The sequence below is a fragment of the Hansschlegelia sp. genome (assembly GCF_035538955.1).
GTDB lineage: Bacteria > Pseudomonadota > Alphaproteobacteria > Rhizobiales > Methylopilaceae > Methylopila.
On the sequence record NZ_DATLJK010000010.1, the window covers coordinates 182,581 to 205,301 of the forward strand.

Annotated in this window: 21 protein-coding genes and 1 other RNA gene; 13 read left to right on the top strand and 9 right to left on the bottom strand. The window is 69.4% G+C overall.

From position 1 onward, the window contains the following. Nucleotides 1-13 precede the first annotated feature (13 nt). Both VM780_RS07190 and VM780_RS07195 read left to right on the top strand, forming a co-directional pair. Nucleotides 14-904 (top strand): LysR family transcriptional regulator, encoded by an 891-nt coding sequence (locus tag VM780_RS07190; protein WP_325446586.1) that lies wholly within the window; start codon nucleotides 14-16, stop codon nucleotides 902-904. A gap of 121 nt (nucleotides 905-1,025) precedes the next feature. Further along, nucleotides 1,026-1,193 (top strand): hypothetical protein, encoded by a 168-nt coding sequence (locus VM780_RS07195; protein ID WP_325446587.1) that lies wholly within the window; start codon nucleotides 1,026-1,028, stop codon nucleotides 1,191-1,193. An 86-nt stretch (nucleotides 1,194-1,279) separates the two neighbouring features. On the opposite strand, the gene greA is transcribed toward VM780_RS07195, so the two are convergent. Together greA and carB are read right to left on the bottom strand one after the other, a co-directional pair. Then, the gene (gene greA, locus VM780_RS07200; RefSeq protein ID WP_325446588.1) at nucleotides 1,280-1,753 is read right to left on the bottom strand and encodes a transcription elongation factor GreA; all 474 of its coding nucleotides are present in this window, start codon (nucleotides 1,751-1,753) and stop codon (nucleotides 1,280-1,282) included. Between the two features lie 115 nt (nucleotides 1,754-1,868). Next, a complete protein-coding gene (gene carB, locus VM780_RS07205; RefSeq protein WP_325446589.1) occupies nucleotides 1,869-5,192 on the bottom strand; it encodes a carbamoyl-phosphate synthase large subunit in 3,324 nt (1,107 codons plus the stop codon). A 165-nt stretch (nucleotides 5,193-5,357) separates the two neighbouring features. On the opposite strand from carB, the gene VM780_RS07210 reads away from it, so the two are divergent. Further along, on the top strand, nucleotides 5,358-6,143 hold the full coding sequence (locus tag VM780_RS07210) for an SDR family oxidoreductase (RefSeq protein ID WP_325446591.1): 786 nt from the start codon (nucleotides 5,358-5,360) through the stop codon (nucleotides 6,141-6,143). Nucleotides 6,144-6,302: 159 nt separating this feature from the next. Here the strand turns inward: VM780_RS07210 and VM780_RS07215 are convergent, their stop codons facing one another. Continuing rightward, nucleotides 6,303-6,506 (bottom strand): cold-shock protein, encoded by a 204-nt coding sequence (locus tag VM780_RS07215; RefSeq protein ID WP_325446592.1) that lies wholly within the window; start codon nucleotides 6,504-6,506, stop codon nucleotides 6,303-6,305. 288 nt (nucleotides 6,507-6,794) lie between these two features. Here VM780_RS07215 and VM780_RS07220 point away from each other — a divergent pair, with 288 nt between their 5' ends. Then, nucleotides 6,795-7,328 carry a cupin gene (locus VM780_RS07220; protein WP_325446593.1) on the top strand — a complete coding sequence of 178 codons (534 nt, stop codon included), beginning with the start codon at nucleotides 6,795-6,797 and terminating at the stop codon, nucleotides 7,326-7,328. 3 nt (nucleotides 7,329-7,331) lie between these two features. On the opposite strand, the gene VM780_RS07225 is transcribed toward VM780_RS07220, so the two are convergent. The 4 genes from VM780_RS07225 to carA are packed head-to-tail and all read right to left on the bottom strand — an operon-like array spanning nucleotide 7,332 to nucleotide 10,750. Then, complete coding sequence (locus VM780_RS07225; RefSeq protein ID WP_325446594.1) at nucleotides 7,332-8,513, bottom strand: MFS transporter; 1,182 nt, start codon at nucleotides 8,511-8,513, stop codon at nucleotides 7,332-7,334. Then, nucleotides 8,510-9,028 carry a GNAT family N-acetyltransferase gene (locus VM780_RS07230; protein ID WP_325446595.1) on the bottom strand — a complete coding sequence of 173 codons (519 nt, stop codon included), beginning with the start codon at nucleotides 9,026-9,028 and terminating at the stop codon, nucleotides 8,510-8,512. The genes VM780_RS07225 and VM780_RS07230 overlap by 4 nt, the downstream gene beginning before the upstream one ends. Beyond that, the gene (locus VM780_RS07235) at nucleotides 9,025-9,528 is read right to left on the bottom strand and encodes a hypothetical protein (RefSeq protein ID WP_325446596.1); all 504 of its coding nucleotides are present in this window, start codon (nucleotides 9,526-9,528) and stop codon (nucleotides 9,025-9,027) included. Before VM780_RS07235 ends, VM780_RS07230 begins: the two co-directional genes overlap by 4 nt. 16 nt (nucleotides 9,529-9,544) lie before the next feature. Beyond that, a complete protein-coding gene (carA, locus tag VM780_RS07240; protein WP_325446597.1) occupies nucleotides 9,545-10,750 on the bottom strand; it encodes a glutamine-hydrolyzing carbamoyl-phosphate synthase small subunit in 1,206 nt (401 codons plus the stop codon). A gap of 134 nt (nucleotides 10,751-10,884) precedes the next feature. Between carA and VM780_RS07245 the strand changes: the two genes are divergently transcribed. Further along, complete coding sequence (locus VM780_RS07245) at nucleotides 10,885-11,337, top strand: GatB/YqeY domain-containing protein (protein ID WP_325446598.1); 453 nt, start codon at nucleotides 10,885-10,887, stop codon at nucleotides 11,335-11,337. 10 nt (nucleotides 11,338-11,347) lie between these two features. Here the strand turns inward: VM780_RS07245 and VM780_RS07250 are convergent, their stop codons facing one another. After that, the gene (locus tag VM780_RS07250; protein WP_325446599.1) at nucleotides 11,348-11,950 is read right to left on the bottom strand and encodes an isochorismatase family protein; all 603 of its coding nucleotides are present in this window, start codon (nucleotides 11,948-11,950) and stop codon (nucleotides 11,348-11,350) included. Nucleotides 11,951-12,096: 146 nt separating this feature from the next. On the opposite strand from VM780_RS07250, the gene VM780_RS07255 reads away from it, so the two are divergent. The 3 genes from VM780_RS07255 to panB all read left to right on the top strand — a co-directional run bounded on the left by VM780_RS07255 (nucleotide 12,097) and on the right by panB (nucleotide 17,514). Then, nucleotides 12,097-12,933: an extensin family protein gene (locus VM780_RS07255; protein WP_325446600.1), complete on the top strand. Its 837-nt coding sequence runs from the start codon at nucleotides 12,097-12,099 to the stop codon at nucleotides 12,931-12,933. Nucleotides 12,934-13,006: 73 nt separating this feature from the next. Further along, nucleotides 13,007-16,645 carry a hydantoinase B/oxoprolinase family protein gene (locus VM780_RS07260; RefSeq protein WP_325446601.1) on the top strand — a complete coding sequence of 1,213 codons (3,639 nt, stop codon included), beginning with the start codon at nucleotides 13,007-13,009 and terminating at the stop codon, nucleotides 16,643-16,645. A 5-nt stretch (nucleotides 16,646-16,650) separates the two neighbouring features. Continuing rightward, nucleotides 16,651-17,514 (top strand): 3-methyl-2-oxobutanoate hydroxymethyltransferase, encoded by an 864-nt coding sequence (gene panB, locus VM780_RS07265; protein WP_325446602.1) that lies wholly within the window; start codon nucleotides 16,651-16,653, stop codon nucleotides 17,512-17,514. A gap of 6 nt (nucleotides 17,515-17,520) precedes the next feature. Here the strand turns inward: panB and VM780_RS07270 are convergent, their stop codons facing one another. Then, nucleotides 17,521-18,396, bottom strand: a complete 876-nt coding sequence (locus VM780_RS07270; protein WP_325446603.1) for a DMT family transporter — start codon at nucleotides 18,394-18,396, stop codon at nucleotides 17,521-17,523. 157 nt (nucleotides 18,397-18,553) lie between these two features. Between VM780_RS07270 and VM780_RS07275 the strand changes: the two genes are divergently transcribed. The 5 genes from VM780_RS07275 to VM780_RS07295 all read left to right on the top strand — a co-directional run bounded on the left by VM780_RS07275 (nucleotide 18,554) and on the right by VM780_RS07295 (nucleotide 22,534). Further along, a complete protein-coding gene (locus tag VM780_RS07275; protein ID WP_325446604.1) occupies nucleotides 18,554-19,294 on the top strand; it encodes a TerB family tellurite resistance protein in 741 nt (246 codons plus the stop codon). After that, on the top strand, nucleotides 19,291-20,052 hold the full coding sequence (locus VM780_RS07280) for an N-acetylmuramoyl-L-alanine amidase (RefSeq protein ID WP_325446605.1): 762 nt from the start codon (nucleotides 19,291-19,293) through the stop codon (nucleotides 20,050-20,052). The genes VM780_RS07275 and VM780_RS07280 overlap by 4 nt, the downstream gene beginning before the upstream one ends. Nucleotides 20,053-20,169: 117 nt before the next feature. After that, a complete protein-coding gene (locus VM780_RS07285; RefSeq protein ID WP_325446606.1) occupies nucleotides 20,170-21,036 on the top strand; it encodes a lytic transglycosylase domain-containing protein in 867 nt (288 codons plus the stop codon). Nucleotides 21,037-21,103: 67 nt separating this feature from the next. Further along, nucleotides 21,104-21,508: RNase P RNA component class A (gene rnpB / locus VM780_RS07290), an RNA gene on the top strand. Between the two features lie 45 nt (nucleotides 21,509-21,553). Next, the gene (locus tag VM780_RS07295) at nucleotides 21,554-22,534 is read left to right on the top strand and encodes an NAD-dependent epimerase/dehydratase family protein (protein ID WP_325446757.1); all 981 of its coding nucleotides are present in this window, start codon (nucleotides 21,554-21,556) and stop codon (nucleotides 22,532-22,534) included. Nucleotides 22,535-22,721 lie beyond the last annotated feature (187 nt).

The following is a 22,721-nucleotide window of genomic DNA, read 5'->3' on the forward strand; positions in this document are numbered from 1 at the left end:
TGCGGGGGACCGAATGGACTGGGACAAGCTGCGAATCTTCCATGCCGCCGCCGATGCGGGGAGCTTCACCAAGGCCGGCGAGGCGCTCGGCCTCAGCCAGTCGGCGGTCAGCCGCCAGGTCTCGGCGCTGGAGCACGAGCTCAAGACGCCGCTGTTCCACCGCCATGCGCGCGGCCTGATCCTGACCGAGCAGGGCGAACTGCTGTTCCGGACCACCCAGGAGGTGTTCGCGAAGCTCGAATCGGCGCGCTCGATGCTCACCGACAGCCGCGAGCGCCCGCATGGCGTGCTGAAGGTGACGACGACCGTCGGGCTCGGCTCCGGCTGGCTGACGCCGCGGCTGGTCTCGTTCATGGACTCCTATCCGGATATCCAGGTGCAGCTCATCCTGAGCGACGACGAGCTCGACCTCGCGATGCGCGAGGCGGACGTCGCGATCCGCCTGCGCGCGCCGACGCAGCCGGACCTGATCCAGCGCCGGCTGTTCACGGTGCACTACCATGTCTATGCCTCGGCCGATTACCTCAAGCGACACGGCCGGCCGGCGAGCCTCGATGATCTCCAGCAGCATCGGCTGATCGAGTTCGGCGGTCCGGTGCCGCCGTTCCTCCAGAGCATCAACTGGCTCAAGACGGCGGCCAGAGCCCCCGGCAACCCGCGGGCGGCGAGCCTCGTCGCCAACAGTCTGACGGCGATCAAGCACGCGGCGGAGACCGGCGTCGGTCTGGCGGTCCTTCCCGACTATGTCGTCGACGAGGGTTCACAGTTGCAGCGCGTGCTCGACGGAGACGAGATGCCGACACTCGAGGCCTATTTCGTCTATCCGGAAGAGCTGAAGAACGTGGCCCGCATCCACGTCTTCCGCGACTTCCTGGTCGAGATGGCGCAGCGCTGGCAGTTCTGAGCCGTCGTTGACGACTTCGTCACCTGATCCAGGAGCGGCGTCCGCGCCTGGCAGGGATCGGAATGGCCGCTGCGACGTTGTTTCCTGGAAATAGCCCCGCGCGGGCGATCAGGAGACATGGATGAGCGTGCAGACCAAAACTCAGGGCGAACACGGCCAGCAGGTGAACCACGTCGAAGCCAAACAGGGCACCGATGCGCCGAAAGGCATGCCGCTGGTGGTGATCGTCGGCGTGGTGGCTGCGACCGCCGCGATGGCGATCATCTGGCTCGTCTTCTTCGCCCGCTGAAGCTTACAGCAGACCGAAAAAAACGCCCGGCCGCTTCGCGGACCGGGCGTTTTTGTTAGCTTCGAGCGCGGAGCCTGCCTGAGCCTTCAGGCGAAGCGGACGCTCAGAACCTCATAGCTCTTGCCGCCGCCCGGCGTGGCGACCTCGACGGTGTCGCCGACCTTCTTGCCGACAAGCGCGCGCGCGATGGGCGAGCCGATCGAGACGCGGCCCTGCTTCACGTCGGACTCGGCCTCGCCGACGATCTGGTAGACCTTCTCTTCTTCGGTGTCCTCGTCCACGACCGTGACGGTCGCGCCGAACGTGATGGTGTCGCCCTGCAGCTTGGAGACGTCGATCACCTCCGCCCGCGCGATCATGTTCTCGAGCTCGGCGATCCGGCCCTCGTTCAGGCTCTGCTGTTCCTTCGCCGCGTGATACTCGGCGTTTTCGGAAAGGTCGCCATGCGAGCGGGCCTCGGAGATGGCCGCGATGATGCGCGGGCGCTCGCTCGACGCGCGGTGCTTGAGCTCCGCTTCCAGCGCCGCGTGACCAGCGGCGGTCATCGGGATCTTGTCCATTTCAGTCTCTCTCGACACTACAAACGCAACGCCCCTCGAACCGAGGGGCGCGCACGTGACGCCATAAACGCCGGAAGCCCAGCCGCCGTTCCATCTGTTTCGGCGAGGGCCGGTTTCAGCCGAAATAGGACTGCAGCGAGCGCACCTCGAGGTCTCCGCCAAGATAGGCTTTGATCCCCTGAGCCGCCGCCACCGCGCCTGACAGCGTGGTATAGTACGGCACTTTGTGCAAGAGGGCGGCCCGGCGGAGCGACCTGCTGTCGGCGAGCGCCTGAGCGCCCTCGGTGGTGTTGAAGACGAGCTGGACGCCGCCATTCTTGATGGCGTCGACCACATGCGGTCGGCCTTCCAGAACCTTGTTGATCTTCTGCGCGTCGATGCCGTGCGCAGCGAGATGGCGCTGCGTGCCCGACGTCGCGATGATCTTGAAGCCGAGGTCGGCGAGCATCCGCACCGGCGCCAGCACGCGGTCCTTGTCGGCCTCGCGTACGGACACGAACACCGTGCCTCCGAGCGGCACGCGCGTGCCGCCGCCGAGCTGGCTCTTCGCGAAGGCGACGCCGTAATCGAAGTCGAGCCCCATCACCTCGCCGGTGGAGCGCATCTCCGGCCCCAGCACCGTGTCGACGCCGGGGAAGCGCGCGAACGGGAACACCGCCTCCTTCACCCCGATATGGCCGAGCGGCGCGGATTTGAGGCCGAAGGAGGCGAGCGGCTCGCCCGCCATGACCCGCGCGGCGATCTTGGCGAACGGCTTGCCGACCACCTTGGCCACGAACGGCACCGTGCGCGAGGCGCGCGGATTGACTTCCAGCACGTAGATCACGCCGTCCTTGATGGCGTACTGGACGTTCATCAGGCCGCCGACCTCGAGCGCGAGCGCAAGCGCCCGCGTCTGGTCCTCAAGGGCGGAGATCATCTCGGGCGACAGCGAGTGCGGCGGCAGCGAACAGGCGGAATCGCCCGAATGCACGCCGGCCTCCTCGATGTGCTCCATGATCCCGCAGATGAAGACGTCCTTGCGGTCGCACAGCGCGTCGACGTCCACCTCGATCGCGTCCGTCAGGTAGCGGTCGAACAGCAGCGGGTTCTTTGACAGGACCGTGTTGATCTGGCCGGTCTTGTCGTTCGGGTAGCGCTGCTTGACGTCCTCCGGCACCAGGTCCGGCAGCGTGCCGAGCAGGTAGTCCGAGAGCATCTTCTCGTCGTGTAGGATCGCCATCGCGCGACCGCCGAGCACGTAGGAGGGGCGCACGACGAGCGGGAAGCCGAGATCGCCCGCGACGATGCGCGACTGCTCGACCGAATAGGCGATGCCGTTGTTCGGCTGGACCAGCTTGAGCTTGTCGAGCAGCCGCTTGAAGCGGTCGCGGTCTTCGGCGAGGTCGATCGCGTCCGGCGTCGTGCCGAGGATCGGCACGCCGGCCTTTTCGAGCGCGTTCGCGAGCTTCAGCGGGGTCTGCCCGCCGAACTGCACGATCACCCCGTGCAGCGTTCCGGCCGAGCGTTCGGTCTCGATGATCTCGAGCACGTCCTCGGCGGTCAACGGCTCGAAATACAGCCGGTCCGACGTGTCGTAGTCGGTCGAGACGGTCTCCGGATTGCAGTTGACCATGATGGTCTCATAGCCGGCGTCCGACAACGCGAAGCAGGCGTGGCAGCAGCAATAATCGAACTCGATGCCCTGGCCGATCCGGTTCGGGCCGCCGCCCAGAATGATGATCTTCTTGGCGTCGCTCGGCTGCGCCTCGTTCACCGGCTCGCCCGCGAAAGGCGGCGCGTAGGTCGAGTACATGTAGGCCGTGGGCGAGGCGAACTCGGCCGCGCAGGTGTCGATCCGCTTGAACACCGGCCGGACGTCGAGCGAGCGGCGGCGCGCCGCGACCTGGTCGGCGGTGAGGCCGGCGAGCGTCGCGAGCCGGGCGTCCGAGAAGCCCTGCGCCTTCAGCTTGCGGAACGGCGCAGCCGTCGTCGGCAGGCCGAGTCGGCGGACCTTCTCCTCCATCGCCACCAGCCCTTCGAGCTGCGCAATGAACCACGGGTCGATCTTGCAGGCCTCGTGGATCTCGTCCGCCGGGAAGCCCAGCCTCAGCGCCTGCGCGACCTTCAGCAGCCGGTCCGGCGTCGGCTTGCCGAGAGCCGCTCGGATGGCGTTCTTGTCGTCGCCCTGGCCGAGGCCCTCGATCTCGATCTCGTCGAGGCCCGTCAGCCCGGTCTCGATCGAGCGTAGCGCCTTCTGCAGGCTTTCCGCGAAGGTGCGGCCGATCGCCATCGTCTCGCCGACCGACTTCATCGACGTGGTCAGCGTCGGCTCCGCGCCAGGGAACTTCTCGAAGGCGAAGCGCGGGATCTTGGTGACGACGTAGTCGATCGTCGGCTCGAACGAAGCCGGCGTCGCGCCGCCGGTGATGTCGTTGTCGATCTCGTCGAGCGTGTAGCCTATGGCGAGCTTGGCCGCGACCTTCGCGATCGGGAAGCCGGTCGCCTTGGAGGCGAGCGCCGAGGAGCGCGAAACGCGCGGGTTCATCTCGATCACGATCATCCGGCCGGTCGCCGGGTCGATTGCGAACTGAACGTTGGAGCCGCCGGTCTCGACGCCGATCTCGCGCAGCACGGCGAGAGAGGCGTCGCGCATGCGCTGATATTCCTTGTCGGTCAGCGTCAGCGCCGGCGCGACCGTGATCGAGTCGCCGGTGTGGATGCCCATCGGGTCGATGTTCTCGATCGAGCAGATGATGATGCAGTTGTCCGCCTTGTCGCGGACGACCTCCATCTCGTACTCCTTCCAGCCGAGCACGCTCTCCTCGATGAGCACCTCGTCGGTCGGCGAGGCGTCGACGCCGCGCTCGACGATCTCGAGGAACTCCTCGCGGTTGTACGCGATGCCGCCGCCGGTGCCGCCCATCGTGAAGGACGGCCGGATGATCGCTGGCAGGCCGATCTCCTCGAAGGCGACGAGGGCTTCCGTCAGATTGTGGGCGAGCCGCGAGCGCGGGGTCTCGAGGCCGATCTTGGTCATCGCCTCGCGGAACAGCTCACGGTCCTCGGCCTTGTCGATCGCCTCCGCGGTCGCGCCGATCATCTCGACGTCATGTTTCTCAAGCGCGCCCATCTTGCGCAGCGACAGAGCGCAGTTGAGCGCCGTCTGGCCGCCCATGGTCGGCAGCAGCGCGAAGCCGCCTGGCACGACGTGGCGCTCCTTGGCGATGATTTTCTCGACGATCTCGGGCGTGATTGGCTCGATATAGGTCGCGTCCGCCATGTCCGGATCGGTCATGATGGTCGCCGGGTTCGAGTTCACCAGGACGATGCGGTAACCTTCTTCCCTGAGGGCTTTGCAGGCCTGCGTTCCGGAATAATCGAATTCGCACGCCTGCCCGATGACGATCGGTCCCGCGCCGATGATGAGGATCGTCGCGATGTCAGTGCGTTTGGGCATGAAACAGGGCTTTCCGGGGCGGCGCGGAGCGGCCGGGCCGCGCGCCGCGTGGCACGTGAAGAGCGATTGTGTGGCTGAAGGCGTTCCATACACAGTCGGCCGCTGGCAGGGAAGCGTTCCGCGACATGCGGGACGGCTTCAGGGCCGACATTGGAGAAATCTATCATGACCGCGCAGCGCCGAACCGTCCTTGTCACAGGGGCGTCCTCAGGGATCGGACTGGAGCTCGCCCGGCTGTTCGCCGCCAATGGCGACGACCTCGTGCTCGCGGCGCGACGCGAGGACCGGCTGAAGGCGCTCGGCGAGGAGCTTTCCGCCAAGCACGGCGTCAGCGCCACTGCGGTCCCGGCGGATCTCGCCACGCCCGAGGGCGTGAAGGCGTTCGCCATCGAGATCGGGCGCCGCGGCCACATCGTTGACGTGCTGGTCAACAATGCGGGCTTCGGCCTGCGCGGGCCGTTCGTGAAGCTGCCGTTCGACCGCCAGCTCGAGATGATTCAGGTGAACGTCGCCGCGCCGACGGCGCTGGCCGGCTTTTTCCTCCCGGGCATGATGGCGCGCGGCCGTGGCGGCATCCTCAACGTCGCCTCGCTCGCGGCCTTCCAGGCCGGGCCGGAGATGGCGGTGTATTACGCCAGCAAGGCTTATCTGCTGTCGTTCTCCGAAGCGCTTTACGAGGAATCGAAGCGCAGCGGCGTCACCGTGACCGCGCTTTGTCCCGGTCCGGTTCCGACCGAGTTCGGCGAGGTCGCCGGCATGGGAGACGCGCAGCTGTTCAAGACCGGCGTCGTGTCGGCCGATGCGGTGGCCAAAGCCGGCTTCGAGGGCTTTCAGAAGCGCAAGGCCATCGTGATCCCGGGCGCGCTGCCGAAGATCGGCGCCTTCATGACCCGGATCGGCTCGCGCGGCCTGACGCGCCGGATCGCGCACGAGATGCAGCGCACGACCTGAGCGGCCTGTCGGACGCCCGCGGCTACGGACTGCGGAGGCCTTCGCGCGATGAGGGGTTGTTTCGACGACCCGAGGGCGGAGCGAGCCGGGGCGCGAACGAAAACGGGGCGCCGGTGAGGGCGCCCCGCAAAGTTCCTAACCCATCGGCCGAAGCCGAGATCACTCCGCGCGGAGGTTCGACGCCTTGGTCTTGCCACGGTCCATCACGACCTCGAAGGCGACCTTCTGGCCCTCGACGAGCGTGTGGAGGCCCGAACGCTCGACGTCGGAGATGTGGACGAACACGTCCTTGGAGCCGTCGGTCGGCTGGATGAAGCCGTAGCCTTTCTGGGTGTTGAAGAACTTTACGGTGCCGCTAGCCATTTCTGCTTTCCCTAAGACAAGCGCATGTGCGCATTTGGACGGGAGCCCCGAAAAACCCCCGGCCGGGCACAATCCGAACTTTGGTGCGTGTCGTGGAGGCGGAAGCTTCGGCGGGTCGCCGTATGCAAGCCAGTCCGGACATCCAAAAATCTGATTGCAGACGTGACTATGGCGCATAGGGGCAGGGTTTCGTCAAGACGCGCCTCGGCTCCCGGAGCGGAACCTCGAAACGGCCGGATCGTTGTCGGAGTGCCCTCTGCGGCGGTCGTTTCGTAGGAGATCAAGGCGTTGAAGTCATCGGACCAAAGGGTCGCGACAGACGAGTTCCGCTTCGCAGACGACGGCTCCACGCCGAACCACCCCGACTTTGCGCTGCTGCTTCACCGCCAGGCGTTCGACGCCTCCGGAGAGGCGCCGGAAGTCCGCGCCGAGGCGCTGTTCGCGGCCAATGGCTGGGGCGGGTTCTGGCGCGACGGCGTGTATCCCTTCCACCATTACCACTCGACCTGCCACGAAGCGCTCGGCGTCGCCCGAGGCTGGGCGGAGGTGCAGTTCGGCGGCGAGAACGGCGAGACGATCCGGATCGCGGCCGGCGACGTCGCCGTGCTGCCGGCCGGCACCGGCCACAAGCGCGTCGCGGCGAGCGAGGATTTCGAGGTCGTCGGCTGCTATCCGCCGGATCAGCCCTACGACCTGATCCGCTCCGAAGAAGGCGACCACGACGCAGCCGCGGCGCGCATCGCGCTGGTGCCGCTGCCGGCCACCGACCCGGTGTTCGGCCCGGACGGCGGGTTGAGGCAGAGGTGGACCGAAAAACGCTGAGGTTCAGCGTCCGAGACGGAGCGAGAGGCGCTTGAGGCCGACGGCGGCCGCGAACGCGCCGCTCCCGAGCGCCAGCGACAGCCAGATCGCCCCCGGAGCGCCAAACCGCTCGATCGCGGCCCCGTAGACGACGGGCGCTGCGGCCGAGGCCACGAAGCTCGGCGCGATCAGCCGGCCGACGAGAACTCCGTAACGCGCCGGGTCGAACAGCGCGAGCGGCAGGGTGCCGCGCGTTATGGTCAGCAGTCCGGTCGCCGCGCCATAGATCAGCGAGAAAGTGGCAGCCGTCGCAAGCGACGCACCGCTCCAGAAGCCCAGCACAAAGGAGGCGGCGAGGCCGGCCGCGGCCGCGAGGTTGAGGTCGACGGCGCGCAGCCTGCGCCCGAACAGCACCTCGCAGAGCCGGGCGCCGGACTGCCCGACGCCTCGCAGAGCGGCGATCCAGGCGGTCGCGCCCGCGGCGACGCCGAGGCCGCCGAGCACGCCGATGATGTGGGCGGACATGCCGTAATGCAGCGCGTTCGAGAGCGCGACGACGGTCGCGAACAGGATGGCGGCCGGGAGCTCAGAGCGGGCCAGCGCCCCGGGCGCGGCGGGCTCGATGGGCCGCGCAGCGCGATCCGGAGCTTCAAACCGGCCCTGCGGGATCGTCCAGTGCAGCGGCGCGGTCAGCAGGGCGCATCCTGCGAAAACGAGGCACGCGGCGCGCCAGCCGAAAAGATCCGCGAGCTCCGCCCCGAGCGGCCAGAACACCGTGGAGGCGAGCCCGCCGAACAGCGTGATCTGCGACATGGCGCGTCGCGCCTCGGGCCCGGCGATCCGCGCCAGCGCCGCAAAGGCGGCGTCGTAGAGGCAGAGCCGCATCGCGACGCCGAGGCAGATCCAGGCCGCGCCATAGCTGATCGGGCCGGTCGCCGCCGCGAGCGCGGCGCAGCCGAGGGCTGCGAGCAGCGATCCTGAGACCATCGCGGCGCGGCCGCCATGCCGGTCGATCATACGGCCGGCGGTCGTCGAGACCACGCCCATCGTCAGCAGGGAGATCGAGAAGCCCGCCTGGGTCTCGATCAGGCTCCAGCCGAAATCGGCGGCGATCCGGTCGCCGAAAGCGCCGATCAGGTAGAAGGTGGAGCCCCAGCAGACGAGTTGCCCGACGCCGAGCCGCAGGACGACGCCGCGGCTGATCACGCCGCGCCTCCGCCGAGCGAGCGCTGCATCAGGACGGTGTCGAGCCAGCGCCCCAGCTTGAAGCCGACCGCCTCGAGAGTTCCGACCTCGCGGAAGCCGAGGCGGCTGTGCAGCGCGACCGAAGCGGAATTCGCGGAATCCCCGATGACGGCGACCATCTGCCGCCACGGCCCCGCCTCGCAGCGCGCGATCAGCTCCGCGAGCAGCGCGCGGCCGACGCCCTGGCCCTGCGCGTCCGCGGCGACATAGACCGAGTCCTCGACCGTGTGGCTATAGGCGGGACGGGCCCGGTATTCGCCCGCATAGGCGTAGCCGAGCACAAGGCCGTCCCGTTCGGCGACCAGATAGGGAAGCCCGGCCGCCGCGATCGCGTCGCGCCGGCGCGTCATCTCGGCGACGTTCGGCGGCTCGAGCTCGAAGGTGGCGAAGCCGGAAAGGACCTCCGGCTCATAGATGCGCTGGACCGCCGGCATATCGGAGGCGAGCGCGTCACGGACGCGGAGCGCTCCGCTCATGCGCCGCTCTGCCGGCACTTGCCGGGCAGATTCTGGTAGTGGACGTTTTTCAGGCTGGCCTCGAACCAGACCGGCCCCTCCGCCTTCGGCTCGTATCGGTGGAGCTCGATGGCGATGTCCTCCTCGTGCTGGGCCGCCTGGGAGGCGTCGGGCACGGTGATGCGGGAGGAGATGCGGGCGGGCTCGGAGGCGCTGAACGCCCATGCGGGCCGCGGCTCGGAGACGCCGTCGAAGTCGGCGCGCTCGCCATTGTCTTCGGCCACGTAGATCTGCCGGTAGGCCGGCGCAGCGCCTTCGCGGTCCACCTCGAAGTAGAAGGCGACGCGCGGCCGCTGTTCGGTGAACACGTAGAACTGGCAGTAGAGGCGGGTTCCGCCGGAATCCTGCGCCTGCCGCGGCTCGGGCTGCGGCGCCTCCTCGGCCGGCCACAGCAGCCAGGCGCCAGGTCCAGCGAGGATGACGGCGAGCAGGGCGAAAAGGCCAAGTCTGCGCGTCGTCATGCCCTGCGTCGGTCCTTTACGCCCGCTTGTCCATCATCTCGACGAAGCGGTGGAAAAGGTAGTGGCTGTCCTGCGGGCCGGGCGAGGCTTCCGGATGGTGCTGCACCGAAAAGGCAGGCCGGTCCGTGAGTTCGAGGCCGCAGTTCGAGCCGTCGAACAGCGAGACATGAGTCTCGCGCGCGGTCTCCGGCAAAGTTTCACGATCCACAGCGAAGCCGTGATTCATCGAGGTGATCTCGACCTTGCCGGTGACCAGGTCCTTAACCGGATGATTCGCGCCGTGATGGCCCTGATGCATCTTTTTCGTCGTGGCGCCGACGGCGAGCGCCAGCATCTGGTGGCCGAGGCAGATGCCGAAGGTCGGCACCTTCTTCTCCAGCACGCCCTGGATCATCGGCACCGCATAGGCCCCGGTCGCGGCCGGATCGCCGGGGCCGTTCGACAGGAACACGCCGTCCGGATCGAGCGCCAGCACCTCTTCGGCCGTCGCGGTCGGCGGCAGCACGGTGACCTCGCATCCGGCCTGGGTCAGCATGCGCAGGATGTTGCGCTTCAGGCCGTAGTCGATCGCCACCACGCGCTTGGAGGGGCCCTCCGGCCGCTTGCCATAGGCGCCCGGCTCGGCCTGGCCCGGCCAGCTCCAGCCGCCTTCGTCCCAGCCATAGCGCTGGGTAGCGGCGACGAGCGGCACGAGATCCTGGCCCTCCAGCCCCGGAAACTTCTCGAGCTCGGCCTTGAGCTCCGCCTCGCCGATCCGGCCGTCCGGCGCATGCGCGATCACGGCGTTCGGCGCGCCCTTGTCGCGCACCAGCGTGGTCAGCGCCCGCGTGTCGACGCCCGCGATGCCGACGATGCCGCGCGCCTTCAGCCACGCGTCGAGGTCGCGCGTCGCCCGCCAGTTCGAGGGGGAGGTGATGTCGGCCGCGAACACCGCGCCGCGCACGCCCGAGGAGGCGGCCGCGTTGACGGTCTCGATGTCGTCGTCGTTGACGCCGACATTGCCGATGTGCGGGAAGGTGAAAGTGATGATCTGGCCCGCATAGGACGGGTCGGTCAGGATTTCCTGATAACCCGTCATCGCGGTGTTGAAGCAGAGCTCGCCGGCCGCGAGCCCTTCGGCCCCGATGCCCTGGCCTTCGATCAGCGTGCCGTCGGCGAGCAGAAGCCGCGCCGTCGGGCGCGCCTCATCCCAGCCGCGGTCGGCCGTGTCTTGTCCCGTCATGACGATTGCCTTAACCCAGCGCGAACGCCGCGCAGCGCCCGAGAGCGCAGTTGTGGCCGGAAACTAGGCGCCGCCCGGAAGCCCGTCAACCGACGCGCCGGCGCGCCAGCCCTGCAGGCTCAGAGGATCAGACGATGCGCGAGGCGATCAACGCCGCTCTCAAGGAGTCGATGAAGGCCCGCGACGCCGACCGCACCACGACGCTGCGCATGGTCGGAGCCGCGATCAAGGATCGCGACATCGAGGCGCGCGGGGCCGGCAAGGGCGCGGCGACCGACGACGAACTCAAGCAGCTGCTCGCCAAGATGATCAAGCAGCGGCAGGAATCCGCCTCGATCTATCAGGAAAACGGCCGCCCGGAGCTCGCCGAGAAGGAGCGGGCCGAGATCCTGGTCATTCAGGAGTTCCTGCCCGAGCAGATGTCGCCCGAGCAGGTCGCCGCCGCGATCGACGTCGCCATCGCCGAGACCGGCGCGGCTTCCGTCAAGGACATGGGCAAGGTGATGGGCTCCCTGAAGTCCAAATATGCCGGCGTGATGGATTTCGGCGCGGCGAACGGCGTCGTGAAGGCGAAGCTCGGCGGCTGACGCCGCCGGCTCACCTGCCGAGGCCGGAGGCGTCCGGCGTCACCACCGCGAACAGATCGGCGAGGCCTGCGAGGGCGCCGTCATGCACTTCCTGCGCGGAGCGCGCCGGGCGGCCGAGCACGCCCGGCAGCGGCCGCGTCGCGACCGCGTTCTCCACGATCGTGACGCCGTAGCCGAGGTCGACCGCAGCCCGGGCGGTCGAATCCACGCACATGTGGGTCATGAAGCCCGTGAGAATCAGGTTCTTGCGGCCGAGCCGCTCGAGCGTCCGGCCGAATTCGGGGTTCGTGAAGCCGTTGGGAAGCTCCTTCTTGAACACCGGCTCGCCTTCCGCCGGGGCCGCCTGCGGGGCGATCTCGGCGCCCTCGGTTCCCTCGACGAACACGCCGGCGGGCGCGCGATGGACCAGATGCACGACCGGCGTTCCGGCCGCGCGGGCTTCGGCGAGCAACGCCGCGATCGCCGCCAGCGCCGGCTGTACGCCGGGCAGGGCGATCGGGCCGCTGACATATTCGTTCTGCGCGTCAATCACGACCAGGGTCGCGTCGGCGAGCGAGGCGGGGGCGGGCGCGGCGCCGGCGAGTTCGAGAAGGGTCTTGGGCGTTTCGGTCATGCGGTCGGGGCTCCTCGGCGGCCCGCGTCGTTCGTCGCGCGGGCGCGGCCATCCTGTCCCAGGCCGCCGCTCACGGAAAGCCGCCGCGGCCGTTTGGCCGGGATGATTGATCGGCCGTTAACCACATACCTCGCATTCTACGGTTCATGAAAATTCGCATCGCGATCTTTGTCGGCTTTTTCGGCTCGGCCGTAGCGCTCGCAGGCGTCGGGGCGTTCGGTCATCAGGACCGCGCCGCCTGGCGCGGCGAGGCCGAGCATGCCTGCCTCGCCGAAGGCCGGGTCAAGGCCACGGCCTTTGTCCGCCCGCTTGACGAGATCGTCGATCAGGAAACGTGCGGGCTCGAGCATCCCTTCCGGGTGCTGGCGCTGGCGGCCGGCGCGATCGGCGTCGAGCCCAGCGCGCGGCTCGGCTGCTCGATGACCGCGGCGCTCGACGTCTGGCTGCGCGACGTCGTGCAGCCGGCCGCGAGAGCCCGCTTCGGCGCCGAGGTGGCGGAGATCCGCAACGCCGGCTCCTACGCCTGTCGCAGGAGCAGAGAACCCGGGGAGCCGCGGCTCTCGGAGCACGCTTACGGCAACGGCATCGACCTGGCGGCCTTCATCCTCGCCGACGGCCGCGAAATCTCCGTCGGCTCGATGGGCGATTCCCGCGCGGCCGCCTTCCTCAGCGACGTGCAGTCCGGCGCCTGCGGGCTGTTCAAGACGGTTCTGGGGCCCGGCGCCGACAAGACGCATGACGACCACATCCATCTCGACCTCGCGCGCTACGACGTCGACGGCCGCGTGACGCGGTGCGGGCCGAGACCCGCGGAGCCCGCCCTGCCTGGCCTCGTTCCGCCTGCGGATGGCGACGCTCCGGCGGTGAGCTTCGCCCCGCCCGCAGGCGTGGAGGTCGCGCGCGCCCGGCCGGCGGCCGATACGGATCTTTCGACCGGCTCCGTCACGCCCGCCCGCTCGGTCGCGGCAGAGCCCACCCCATAAGACGTCGCGGCTTCGCGCGCGGTCCGTCACGCGCTATTGCGGGCGCTTGCGGTTCGGCGCGCGGGCTCGGCTCATGACCTCACAACGCTGGCAATTCTGGATCGACCGCGGCGGCACGTTCACCGACGTGATCGGCCGCGCGCCGGACGGGACGCTGCAGGTTCGCAAGCTGCTATCGGAGAATCCGCGGGCCTATCGCGACGCCGCGGTGGCCGGCATTCGCGAGTTGCTCGGGCTGCGACCCGACGAGCCGGTCCCGGCGGAGAAGATCGGCGCGGTCAAGATGGGGACCACGGTCGCCACCAACGCGCTGCTGGAGCGCAAGGGCGAGCGCACTGCGTTGCTCATCACCCGCGGGCTCGGGGACCAGCTGCGCATCGGCTATCAGGCGCGGCCGAAACTGTTCGCGAAGAAGATCGAAAAGCCGGAAGCGCTCTACGATCGCGCGGTCGAGATCGACGAGCGGGTGCGGGCGGACGGGACGGTCGAACGCGCCCTCGATCCCGCCGCCGTCCGCCGGGCGCTGGAGGCCCTCAGGGCGGATGGCTATCGCGCCCTCGCCATCGTGTTCATGCACGGCTTCGCGCATCCGGCGCATGAGCAGGCGGCAGCCGCGATCGCCCGCCAGATGGGCTTTCCGCAGGTCTCGGTCAGCCACGAGGTCTCGCCGCTCCCCAAGATCGTCGGGCGCGGCGACACGACCGTGGTCGACGCCTATCTGACGCCGGTGCTCGCCCGCTACGTGGCGCAGGTGCGCGACGAGCTGAACCTCTCGGAGGCCGACGCCGACCGGCTGATGTTCATGACGTCGGCCGGCGGGCTCACCTCCGCCAGCCTGTTTCAGGGCAAGGACGCGATCCTGTCGGGGCCCGCCGGCGGCGTGGTGGCGATGGCCGCGACCGGCGCCGCCGCGGGCTTCGGCCGGGTGATCGGCTTCGACATGGGCGGCACCTCGACCGACGTCGCGCATTTCGACGGCGCCTTCGAGCGCTCCTTCGAGACCGAAGTTGCCGGCGTGCGGATGCGGGCGCCGATGATGCGCATCCACACCGTCGCGGCCGGCGGCGGCTCCATCCTGCATTACGACTCCGGTCGCTTCCGGGTCGGTCCGGACTCCGCCGGCGCCGCGCCGGGGCCGGCCTGCTACCGCAATGGCGGACCGCTCACGGTGACCGACGCGAACGTCATGGTCGGCAAGCTGCAGCCCGACCTGTTTCCGGCGATCTTCGGCCCCGGCCGCGACGAGCCGCTCGACGCGGCGGTCGTGCGGGAGAAATTCGCCGCGCTGGCTGAGGAGATCGGCGACGGCCGCAGCCCGGAGCAGGTGGCCGACGGTTTCATCGCGGTCGCCGTCTCGAACATGGCGGAGGCGATCAAGACGATCTCGGTCGCGCGCGGCTATGACGTCACGAGATACGCGCTGAACTGTTTTGGCGGGGCAGGGGGGCAGCATGCGGCGCTCGTCGCGGACGCGCTCGGCATCGACACGGTGCTGATCCACCCCCTGTCGGGCCTGCTGTCAGCCTATGGAATGGGCCTCGCCGACATTCGCGCCAGCCGGACGACGACGCTGGGCGCGCCGCTTGGCGAGGCGGCGGAGCAGATCGCTGCAGCGGCGGCGGCTCTCTCGGAGGAGGCGCGGGAGGAACTCCGTCGCCAGTCGGTCGCGGACCCGCTGATCGAGACGCGCCTTCACATCCGCTATCAGGGCACCGACTCGACGCTCGAGATCGCGCTCGATTCCGCGGCTGCGGACAGCTCCGGCGACCGAGCTGTTGATCTCAAAAAGATCGCGGCGGACTTCGACGCTTTCCACCGGGCGCGCTTCGGGTTTGTGGATGAGGCCCGCGCGCTGGTGGTCGAGGCCGTTGAGGTCGAGGCCTCCGGCGGCGGCTCGGGGCTCGACGAGCCGGAGCGCGCGCCAAAAGCCAGCGCCGCGCCGGCGCCCGAGCGCGTAACGGCGATGTTCTCCGGCGGCGCGGCGCGGGAGGCCGGGGGGTTCCGGCGCGAAGCGCTCGGGATCGGCCACGTGGTGGAAGGCCCCGCGCTGATCGTGGAGCCCAACCAGACGGTGGTGGTGGAGGACGGCTGGAAGGCCGAGCTCAGCCCGCGCGACCATCTCGTGCTCACCCGCGCCCGGCCGCGCGCCCAGAGCCGCGCGGTCGGCACGTCGGCCGATCCGGTGATGCTCGAGATCTTCAACAACCTGTTCATGTCGATCGCCGAGCAGATGGGGCTCGTGCTGCAGAACACCGCGAGCTCCGTGAACATCAAGGAGCGGCTCGACTTCTCCTGCGCGGTGTTTGCGCCCGACGGCGCGCTGGTCGCCAACGCGCCGCACATGCCGGTGCATCTCGGCTCGATGGACCGCTCGGTGGAGGCCGTGCTGCGCCGCGCCGGCGATCGGCTGAGGCCGGGCGTGACCTTCGCGCTCAACGCACCTTACGACGGCGGCACCCATCTGCCGGACGTCACGGTGGTCACGCCGGTGTTCGACGACGCCGGCGAACGCCTGCTGTTCCTGGTCGCGAGCCGCGGCCATCACGCCGACATCGGCGGCGTCGCGCCCGGCTCGATGTCGCCGCGCGCGACCACGATCGACGAGGAGGGCGTGACGATCGACGTCGTCGCGCTGGTCGAGGACGGCCGGTTTCAGGAGGAGCGCATCCGCAAGATCCTGGCCGGCGCGCGCTATCCGGCGCGGAATCCCGACCAGAACGTCGCCGACCTCAAGGCGCAGATCGCCGCCAACGCCAAAGGCGTCGCCGAGCTCAGCAAGATGATCGCGACCTTCGGGCTCGACGTCGTCGAGGCCTATATGGGCCATGTCCAGGACAACGCCGCCGAGAGCGTCGCGCGGGTCATCGAGCGGCTTTCGGACGCCGAGTTCGCCTGCGCGACCGATCAGGGCGCCACCATCCGGGTGAAGATCACGGTCGACCGCGCGGCGCGGACCGCGACCGTCGACTTCACGGGCACGAGCCCGCAGCAGCCGAATAACTTCAACGCGCCCGAGCCGGTGACCCGCGCGGCCGTGCTCTACGCCTTCCGCGTCATGGTCGACGACGACATCCCGATGAACGCCGGCTGCCTCAGGCCCCTCCGGATCATTGTCCCGGAAGGCTCCATGCTAAGCCCCCGGTCGCCGGCCGCGGTCGTCGCGGGCAATGTCGAGACCAGCCAGACCGTGGTCGACTGCCTGTTCGGCGCCATGAAGGTCATGGCGGCCGCGCAGGGGACGATGAACAACCTGACCTTCGGCGACGACCGGCTGCAATATTACGAGACAATCTGCTCCGGCGCGCCGGCGGGGCCGGGCTTCGACGGCGCGGACGCGATCCACACCCACATGACGAACTCGCGGCTGACCGATCCGGAAATTCTGGAGCAGCGCTATCCCGTCGTGCTCGACGAGTTCTCGATCCGCCGCGGCTCCGGTGGCCGGGGAAAATGGTCGGCCGGCGACGGGGTGCGCCGCGTGATCCGTTTCCTCGCGCCGATGGACTGCGCGATCCTGTCCGGCCGCCGGACCACGCGGCCGTTCGGCATGGCGGGCGGCGAGGACGGCGAACCGGGCCGCGATTTCGTGCGCCGCGCCGGCGGCGCCCTAGAACAAGTCGCTGCATGCGACCAAATCAGGGTCGACCCTGGCGATGCGATCGTCATAGAAACGCCGACCGGCGGCGGCTGGGGCCGCAGCGAGGAGTCCTGAGCCTCATGAGCGCACGTCGACCCACCCCCCTGGAGGGCGGGCGGCCGTCGAAGCCGGTGACGGTGTCGGCGATCCGCAACGCCAAAGGCGGCCAGCCGCTGGTCTGCCTGACCGCCTACACCACCCCCGTCGCCCAGGCGCTCGACGAGTCCTGCGACCTTCTGCTGGTCGGCGACTCGCTCGGCATGGTGGTCTACGGCCTCGACAGCACCATCCCGGTCACGCTCGACATGATGATCGCGCATGGCGCCGCGGTCGTGCGCGGCGCGAAGCACGCGCTCGTCGTCGTCGACCTGCCGTTCGGCGCCTATCAGGAGAGCCCGGCCCAGGCCTTCCGCAGCGCGGCGCGCATCCTGGCGGAGACCGGCTGCGGCGCGGTCAAGCTCGAGGGTGGGGCGGTGATGGCCGAGACCGTCAATTTCCTCACGCAGCGCGGGGTCCCGGTGCTGGCGCATGTCGGCCTGCAGCCGCAGTCGGTGAACGCGCTCGGCGGCTATGCGGCGCGCGGCAAGCAGGCGGCCGAAGCCGAGGCGATCGTCGCGGACGCCCGTGCGGTCGCGGACGCCGGCGCCTTCGCGGTGGTGATCGAGGGCGTCGTGGCGCCGCTCGCCGCCCGCATCACCTCGACCATTCGGGTGCCGACGATCGGCATCGGGGCCTCGGCCGAATGCGACGGCCAGATCCTCGTCACCGACGACATGATGGGCGTGACCTTCGGGCATGTGCCGAAATTCGTCCGCCGCTACGCGGAAGTCGGCGCCTCCATGAAGGCCGCCGCGGAGGCCTATGCGGCCGACGTTCGGGCGCGCCGCTTCCCCGGCGACGAGCATCTTTATGGCGCGACCAAGCCGAAGATCGCGGCCGGCTGAGGAACGTCAGCGGGCGCGCTCGCGCCTGCCGAGGGCCACGACCGCGACCACCGCGACGGCGCAGGCGATCGTCGGCGCGTCGACCGGCTCGGCCAGCAGCAGGGCGGCGATCGCGAGGGTGACGAAGCTCTGCAGCAGCTGCACCTGGCTGACGCGCGCCACCCCGCCGAGCGCAAGCCCGGCGTTCCACGCGAAGAAGCCGACATACTGGCTCATCGCCGTCACATAGGCGAAGGCCGTCCACGAGGCGGCGGAGACCGTGGCGGGATCGAGCGGCGCGAGCCGCACTGCGAGCGGGAGCGAGACCGGCAGCGACAGGACGACCGCCCAGGAGATCACATCCCAACCCGGCATGGTGCGGGCGAGGCGCGCCGACAGCGCGTAGCCGATCGAGGCTGACGCGACGGACGCCAGCAGCGACAGGTCGCCGAGGCCGACCCCTGTGGTTCCGCCGTCGCCGCGCCAGAGCGCGAAGCCCAGCACCAGCGCCGCGCCGAGCGCCGCGAACGCCCAGAAGCGCGCCGATGGTCGCTCGCCGCCGAGCCACGCGCCGGCGAGAGCGGTCGCGAGCGGCAGCACGGCCAGCACGACCCCGCCATGGGACGATGAGGCGCGCGTCATGGCGAAGCCGCTGAACAGCGGAAAGCCCCAGACCACGCAGATCGCGATCAGGACCAGGACGCCGAGCGTCCGGCCGTCCGGGACCGGCCGCCGCAACGCCGTGAGCGCGGCCAGCGCCATGAGTCCCGCTCCGGCGGCGCGGCCCGCGGCGAGGAAGCCGAAACCCAGTTCGGGCGTGGCGAGCCGCGTCGCCGGCAGCGTGCCGCCGAAGATCACGACGCCGGCGAAGCCGAGCAGCAGTCCCAGCTTGGCCCGATCCACCGTCGGCTCTCCGCTTGTTTGGAGAGGCGGCAGTAATGCGAACCGGAAAGCCGCGGCAAACGACGTTTGGCGATGAGGGCCATCTCGCCGATTGATGCGTCGCGCTCTCCCGCCGCCGCCGCAAGCCCGCTAGACTCGCGCCGAACAGGGAGTCGCCATGTCGTTTTGGGGTAAGCTCGGCGGAGCCGCGGGTGGCTACGCGCTCGGAGGCCCGCTCGGCGCGATCGTGGGCGCGTTCGCCGGGCATTTTCTGCTCGACCGCGAAGAAACCCATCACAAGCCGCCGGTCTCGCCCGAGCAGGACAGGCGCAGCCTCGCCTTCACGATCGGGGTCATCGCGCTCTCGGCCAAGATGGCGAAGGCGGACGGCGTCGTGGCGCCGGCCGAAGTCGCGGCCTTCCGCGAGATCTTCCACATCGCGCCCGAGGACGTCGCCGAGGTGTCGCACGCCTTCGACGTGGCGAGCCGCGATCTCGCGGGCTTCGACAGCTACGCCACTCAACTTGCGAACCTGTTCCGCGACGAGCCGGCCACGCTAGAGGACGTGCTGCATGGCCTCGCCCATATCGCCGCCGCCGACGGCGCGATCCATGAAGGCGAGATGGCCTATCTGACGGAGGTCGCGACCATCTTCGGGCTCGAGCGGTCGCGCCTGCGGCGCGCGCTCGGCGCCTATGTGCGCTTCCCCGACGATGATCCCTACGAGGTGCTCGGCGCGCCGGCCGACGCCTCCGACGCGGAGCTGAAGCGGCGCCACCGGGAGCTCGTGGCAGAGAACCATCCAGACCGAGCGCTCGCCCGCGGTCTGCCGGCGGAGGCGGTCAGGATCGCGAGCTCCAAGCTCGCCACGATCAACGCCGCCTGGGACGCCATCCGGGCCGAGCGCGGTCTCGCATGAGTTTTTCGCCGGACAGCCGGTTCGTCCACGAGGTGCGCGCCGCCGCGAACCATGACGAGCGCCGCGACGGCCGCGCGCCCGATCTCCTGCTGCTGCACTACACCGGCATGGAGTCCACCGAGGAGGCCTGCCGCCGGCTGTGCGCCGCCGAGAGCGGCGTCTCCTGCCACTACGTCGTGCTCGAGGACGGCCGGACGCTGCAGCTCGTGCCGGAGGAACGGCGCGCGTGGCACGCCGGCGTGTCCTCCTGGGAGGGGGAGACCGACGTCAATTCGCGGTCGATCGGCATCGAGATCGCCAATCCCGGCCACGAATTCGGCTACCCGAATTTCCCCGAAGCGCAGATCGCCGCCGTTGTGGATATCAGCCGCGACATTTGCGCGCGGTGGGAACTACAACCGGAACGCGTTCTGGCCCATTCCGATGTTGCGCCGCGGCGAAAGCAGGACCCCGGAGAGAAGTTCCCCTGGGACGTTCTGGCGGCGTCCGGCGTCGGGCACTGGGTGGCGCCGACCGCGATGCTCGACGGCTCTGAATCGCTTCGCGAAGGCGATGAGGGACCGCCGGTGGAGGACCTGCAAACCCTCTTGTCGCTCTACGGATATGGCGTCGAGATCGACGGTCTGTTCGACGGCGCGACCGCGGCCGTGGTCCGCGCCTTCCAGCGCCACTTCAGGCCGGCGCGGGTAGACGGCGTCGCGGATTTTTCGACGGCCGATACGCTCCGCAACCTGCTGCGAGCTTTGCCGGCACGATAATACCCCTGCCGCATTCTCGACACTTCGCAGTCAAGTTGCCACCAGACCGTGGTCGATCCGAGGTCACTTTCGCAAGGCTCTGGTCTCCCGGCGCTTAACGCAATCGGGAGTGTAAATATGCGTAGATCGACGATCGTCGTCGCTATGTTCGCGGCGACCGTCGCCTCGGCGGGAGCTACGCCGGTAAAGGAACGACTTGGCGGGGGAGCCAGCGTTCATAACCAGATCAAGAAGCAATCAGTTTCGACTTCGGCCCAGCAGGGCAGTTCTAAACAGGCCGTTAACGCGGCTCATGCGCCGGTGGTTCCCGTCAGGACGCGATCGACGGCCGCCGCGGCCTTCACCTCGGCCCGCAACGCCGCCCCGGCGGTTGCTCCGACCCCGGCGCCCGTCGTGGCCGAAAAGGTCGCGCCCCGCAGGGTGCGCGTGGCGGCCAAGTCTCACGCCGCTCCGAAGCGCATCGCGATGAGCCGCGCGGCGGCGCGTCGCCTGGCGGCAAAGAGCCAGCCCGTCTCGCTCGAGCGTGACGTCGAGATCATGCCGGCGAAGCCGACAGTGGCCGCTGCGGCCCTGCCGACGGGACCGATCCGGGACATGGTGACCGCCGCCGCCCAAAGGCAGGGGGTCGACCCGTCGCTCGCGCACGCCGTCGTGCAGGTCGAGTCCATGTACAAGCCCCAGGCCACGGGCGCCGGCGGCTTCATCGGCCTGATGCAGCTGAGCTACCGCACGGCGCGCGGCATGGGCTTCCGCGGCAGCCGGCAGGCGCTCTACGAGCCGTCCAACAATCTGACCTACGGCATGCGCTATCTCGCCGAAGCGGTGCGCAAGTCCGGCGGCAACACCTGCGCGGCCGTTTCGAAGTACCAGGGCGGCCACGCCGTGAAGGGCGTGACGCGCGCCGGCGCCGTCTACTGCGCGAAGGTGAAGCGGTTCATGGCGGCCCGCGGCGGCTCCGCGAACCGTCGCGTCGCCTCAAACTGACCGGGCGACGCCGCAAAGCGGCCGGCGGGCTTGACCTGCCGGCCCGCTTGCCCCCACATCGGACCGGCCAGCCGGCTGGACGGCCGCTCCGGTTCACGCCGGGGAGGAAAGTCCGGGCTCCACGGAAGCACGGCGCCGGATAACGTCCGGCGGGGGCGACCCCAGGGAAAGTGCCACAGAAAGCAAACCGCCGGCGGCTTCGGCCGCAGGCAAGGGTGAAAGGGTGCGGTAAGAGCGCACCGCGCGACCGGTAACGGGAGCGGCATGGCAAACCCCGCCGGGAGCAAGACCGAATAGGGGCGACACGCGACCGCGCTTCGGCGCAGCCGCAACCTGCTTTCGGGCCGTCGCCCGGGTTGGTCGCTAGAGGCGTTCGGCGACGAACGTCCCAGAGGAATGGTCGTCACGCGCGCGTTGCGGGGAAACTCGTGCGCGCGCCATACAGAACCCGGCTTACAGGCCGGCTGGCGTTCTCGTATCGGCCATCGGCGACCCTGACCGGAGACGGCCGTTGCGCGTGCTGCTGACCGGCGTCGCTGGCTTCATCGGCTTCCACGTGGCCGCCGCGCTCGCGGCGCAAGGCCATGAGATCGTCGGGCTCGATAATCTCGCACAGCCCTACCGTCGGCTGAAACAGGCCCGCCTCGAACAGCTCGGCTCTTCCATCTGCTTCGTTCCGGCCGACGTCGCCGATCCGGAACGCTTCGCCGCACTCGTTCGTGACGCCGCGCCCGACGTGGTGATCCATCTCGCGGCGCGGGCCGGCGTCAGAGATTCGCTGACGGCGCCGTTCGCCTATGCGGAGGCGAACGAGATCGGGCATCTGGCGGTGCTCGAGGCCATGCGCCGCCACGCCGCCGAGGCCCTGCTTATCTATGCGTCGTCGAGCGCCGTCTATGGCGTGCGCCACGACGCGCGGTTTCAGGAAATCGACCGGGCGGACGAGCCGGCCTCGCTCTACGCCGCGACCAAGCGGGCGAACGAACTCGCGTCCTTCGCCTATGCGCGGCTGTTCGGGCTCCGCCAAATCGGCCTGCGGCTGTTCACCGTCTATGGCGAGTGGGGGCGACCCGACATGGCCTTCTGGAGCTTCGCCGACGCGGCGTTGAACGGCCGCGAGGTGGCGCTTCACGACGGCGGAGCGGCTCAGCGGGATTTCACCGACATTCGCGACGTCGTCGCGGCCGTGACCGCGATCGCGCGCCGGCCGGTCTTCCCCGACCGCAAGCTTCCGCACCGGATCTACAATGTCTGCGGCGGCGCTCCGACGAGCGTGGCGGAGCTCCTGTCGATGATCGAGCGCGCCTGCGGCCGCCGGGCGGTCACGCGCGTGACCTCCGCGCCGCCGGGCGACGCGCCGTTTACGGCCGGCGATTCGAGCCGGCTCCGGGCGGACTACGGGATTCCGACCAGCGCCGACGTCGCGGGCGGCGTCGAACGTTTCGTCGCCTGGCTCCGAAACGCGCCGGAGGCCATGCGGCTCGCCCGGGAAAACTGACGCTCGTCGCGGCCATTGAGGGGTCGCGCGGCGCTCCGTCGAAACCCCTTCTTAACCCTAAGGAAGTTCTACTGACCGGGTCGCGCAACGGTCGCGAGCGGCCCTTGTCAGGTCACGCGTCCTGGGCCGCGTCGCGCCGGCGACCACGTGTTGGTCTCGTTGACGCCCATAGGGGCCCATGTTATCC

Bases quoted from the DNA above. Each gene is read 5' to 3' on its own strand.
- VM780_RS07190 (WP_325446586.1), top strand. From the start codon at position 14: ATGGACTGGGACAAGCTGCGAATCTTCCATGCCGCCGCCGATGCGGGG.
- VM780_RS07195 (WP_325446587.1), top strand. From the start codon at position 1,026: ATGAGCGTGCAGACCAAAACTCAGGGCGAACACGGCCAGCAGGTGAAC.
- greA (WP_325446588.1), bottom strand. From the start codon at position 1,753: ATGGACAAGATCCCGATGACCGCCGCTGGTCACGCGGCGCTGGAAGCG.
- carB (WP_325446589.1), bottom strand. From the start codon at position 5,192: ATGCCCAAACGCACTGACATCGCGACGATCCTCATCATCGGCGCGGGA.
- VM780_RS07210 (WP_325446591.1), top strand. From the start codon at position 5,358: ATGACCGCGCAGCGCCGAACCGTCCTTGTCACAGGGGCGTCCTCAGGG.
- VM780_RS07215 (WP_325446592.1), bottom strand. From the start codon at position 6,506: ATGGCTAGCGGCACCGTAAAGTTCTTCAACACCCAGAAAGGCTACGGC.
- VM780_RS07230 (WP_325446595.1), bottom strand. From the start codon at position 9,028: ATGAGCGGAGCGCTCCGCGTCCGTGACGCGCTCGCCTCCGATATGCCG.
- VM780_RS07235 (WP_325446596.1), bottom strand. From the start codon at position 9,528: ATGACGACGCGCAGACTTGGCCTTTTCGCCCTGCTCGCCGTCATCCTC.
- carA (WP_325446597.1), bottom strand. From the start codon at position 10,750: ATGACGGGACAAGACACGGCCGACCGCGGCTGGGATGAGGCGCGCCCG.
- VM780_RS07245 (WP_325446598.1), top strand. From the start codon at position 10,885: ATGCGCGAGGCGATCAACGCCGCTCTCAAGGAGTCGATGAAGGCCCGC.
- VM780_RS07250 (WP_325446599.1), bottom strand. From the start codon at position 11,950: ATGACCGAAACGCCCAAGACCCTTCTCGAACTCGCCGGCGCCGCGCCC.
- VM780_RS07255 (WP_325446600.1), top strand. From the start codon at position 12,097: ATGAAAATTCGCATCGCGATCTTTGTCGGCTTTTTCGGCTCGGCCGTA.
- VM780_RS07260 (WP_325446601.1), top strand. From the start codon at position 13,007: ATGACCTCACAACGCTGGCAATTCTGGATCGACCGCGGCGGCACGTTC.
- panB (WP_325446602.1), top strand. From the start codon at position 16,651: ATGAGCGCACGTCGACCCACCCCCCTGGAGGGCGGGCGGCCGTCGAAG.
- VM780_RS07275 (WP_325446604.1), top strand. From the start codon at position 18,554: ATGTCGTTTTGGGGTAAGCTCGGCGGAGCCGCGGGTGGCTACGCGCTC.
- VM780_RS07280 (WP_325446605.1), top strand. From the start codon at position 19,291: ATGAGTTTTTCGCCGGACAGCCGGTTCGTCCACGAGGTGCGCGCCGCC.
- VM780_RS07285 (WP_325446606.1), top strand. From the start codon at position 20,170: ATGCGTAGATCGACGATCGTCGTCGCTATGTTCGCGGCGACCGTCGCC.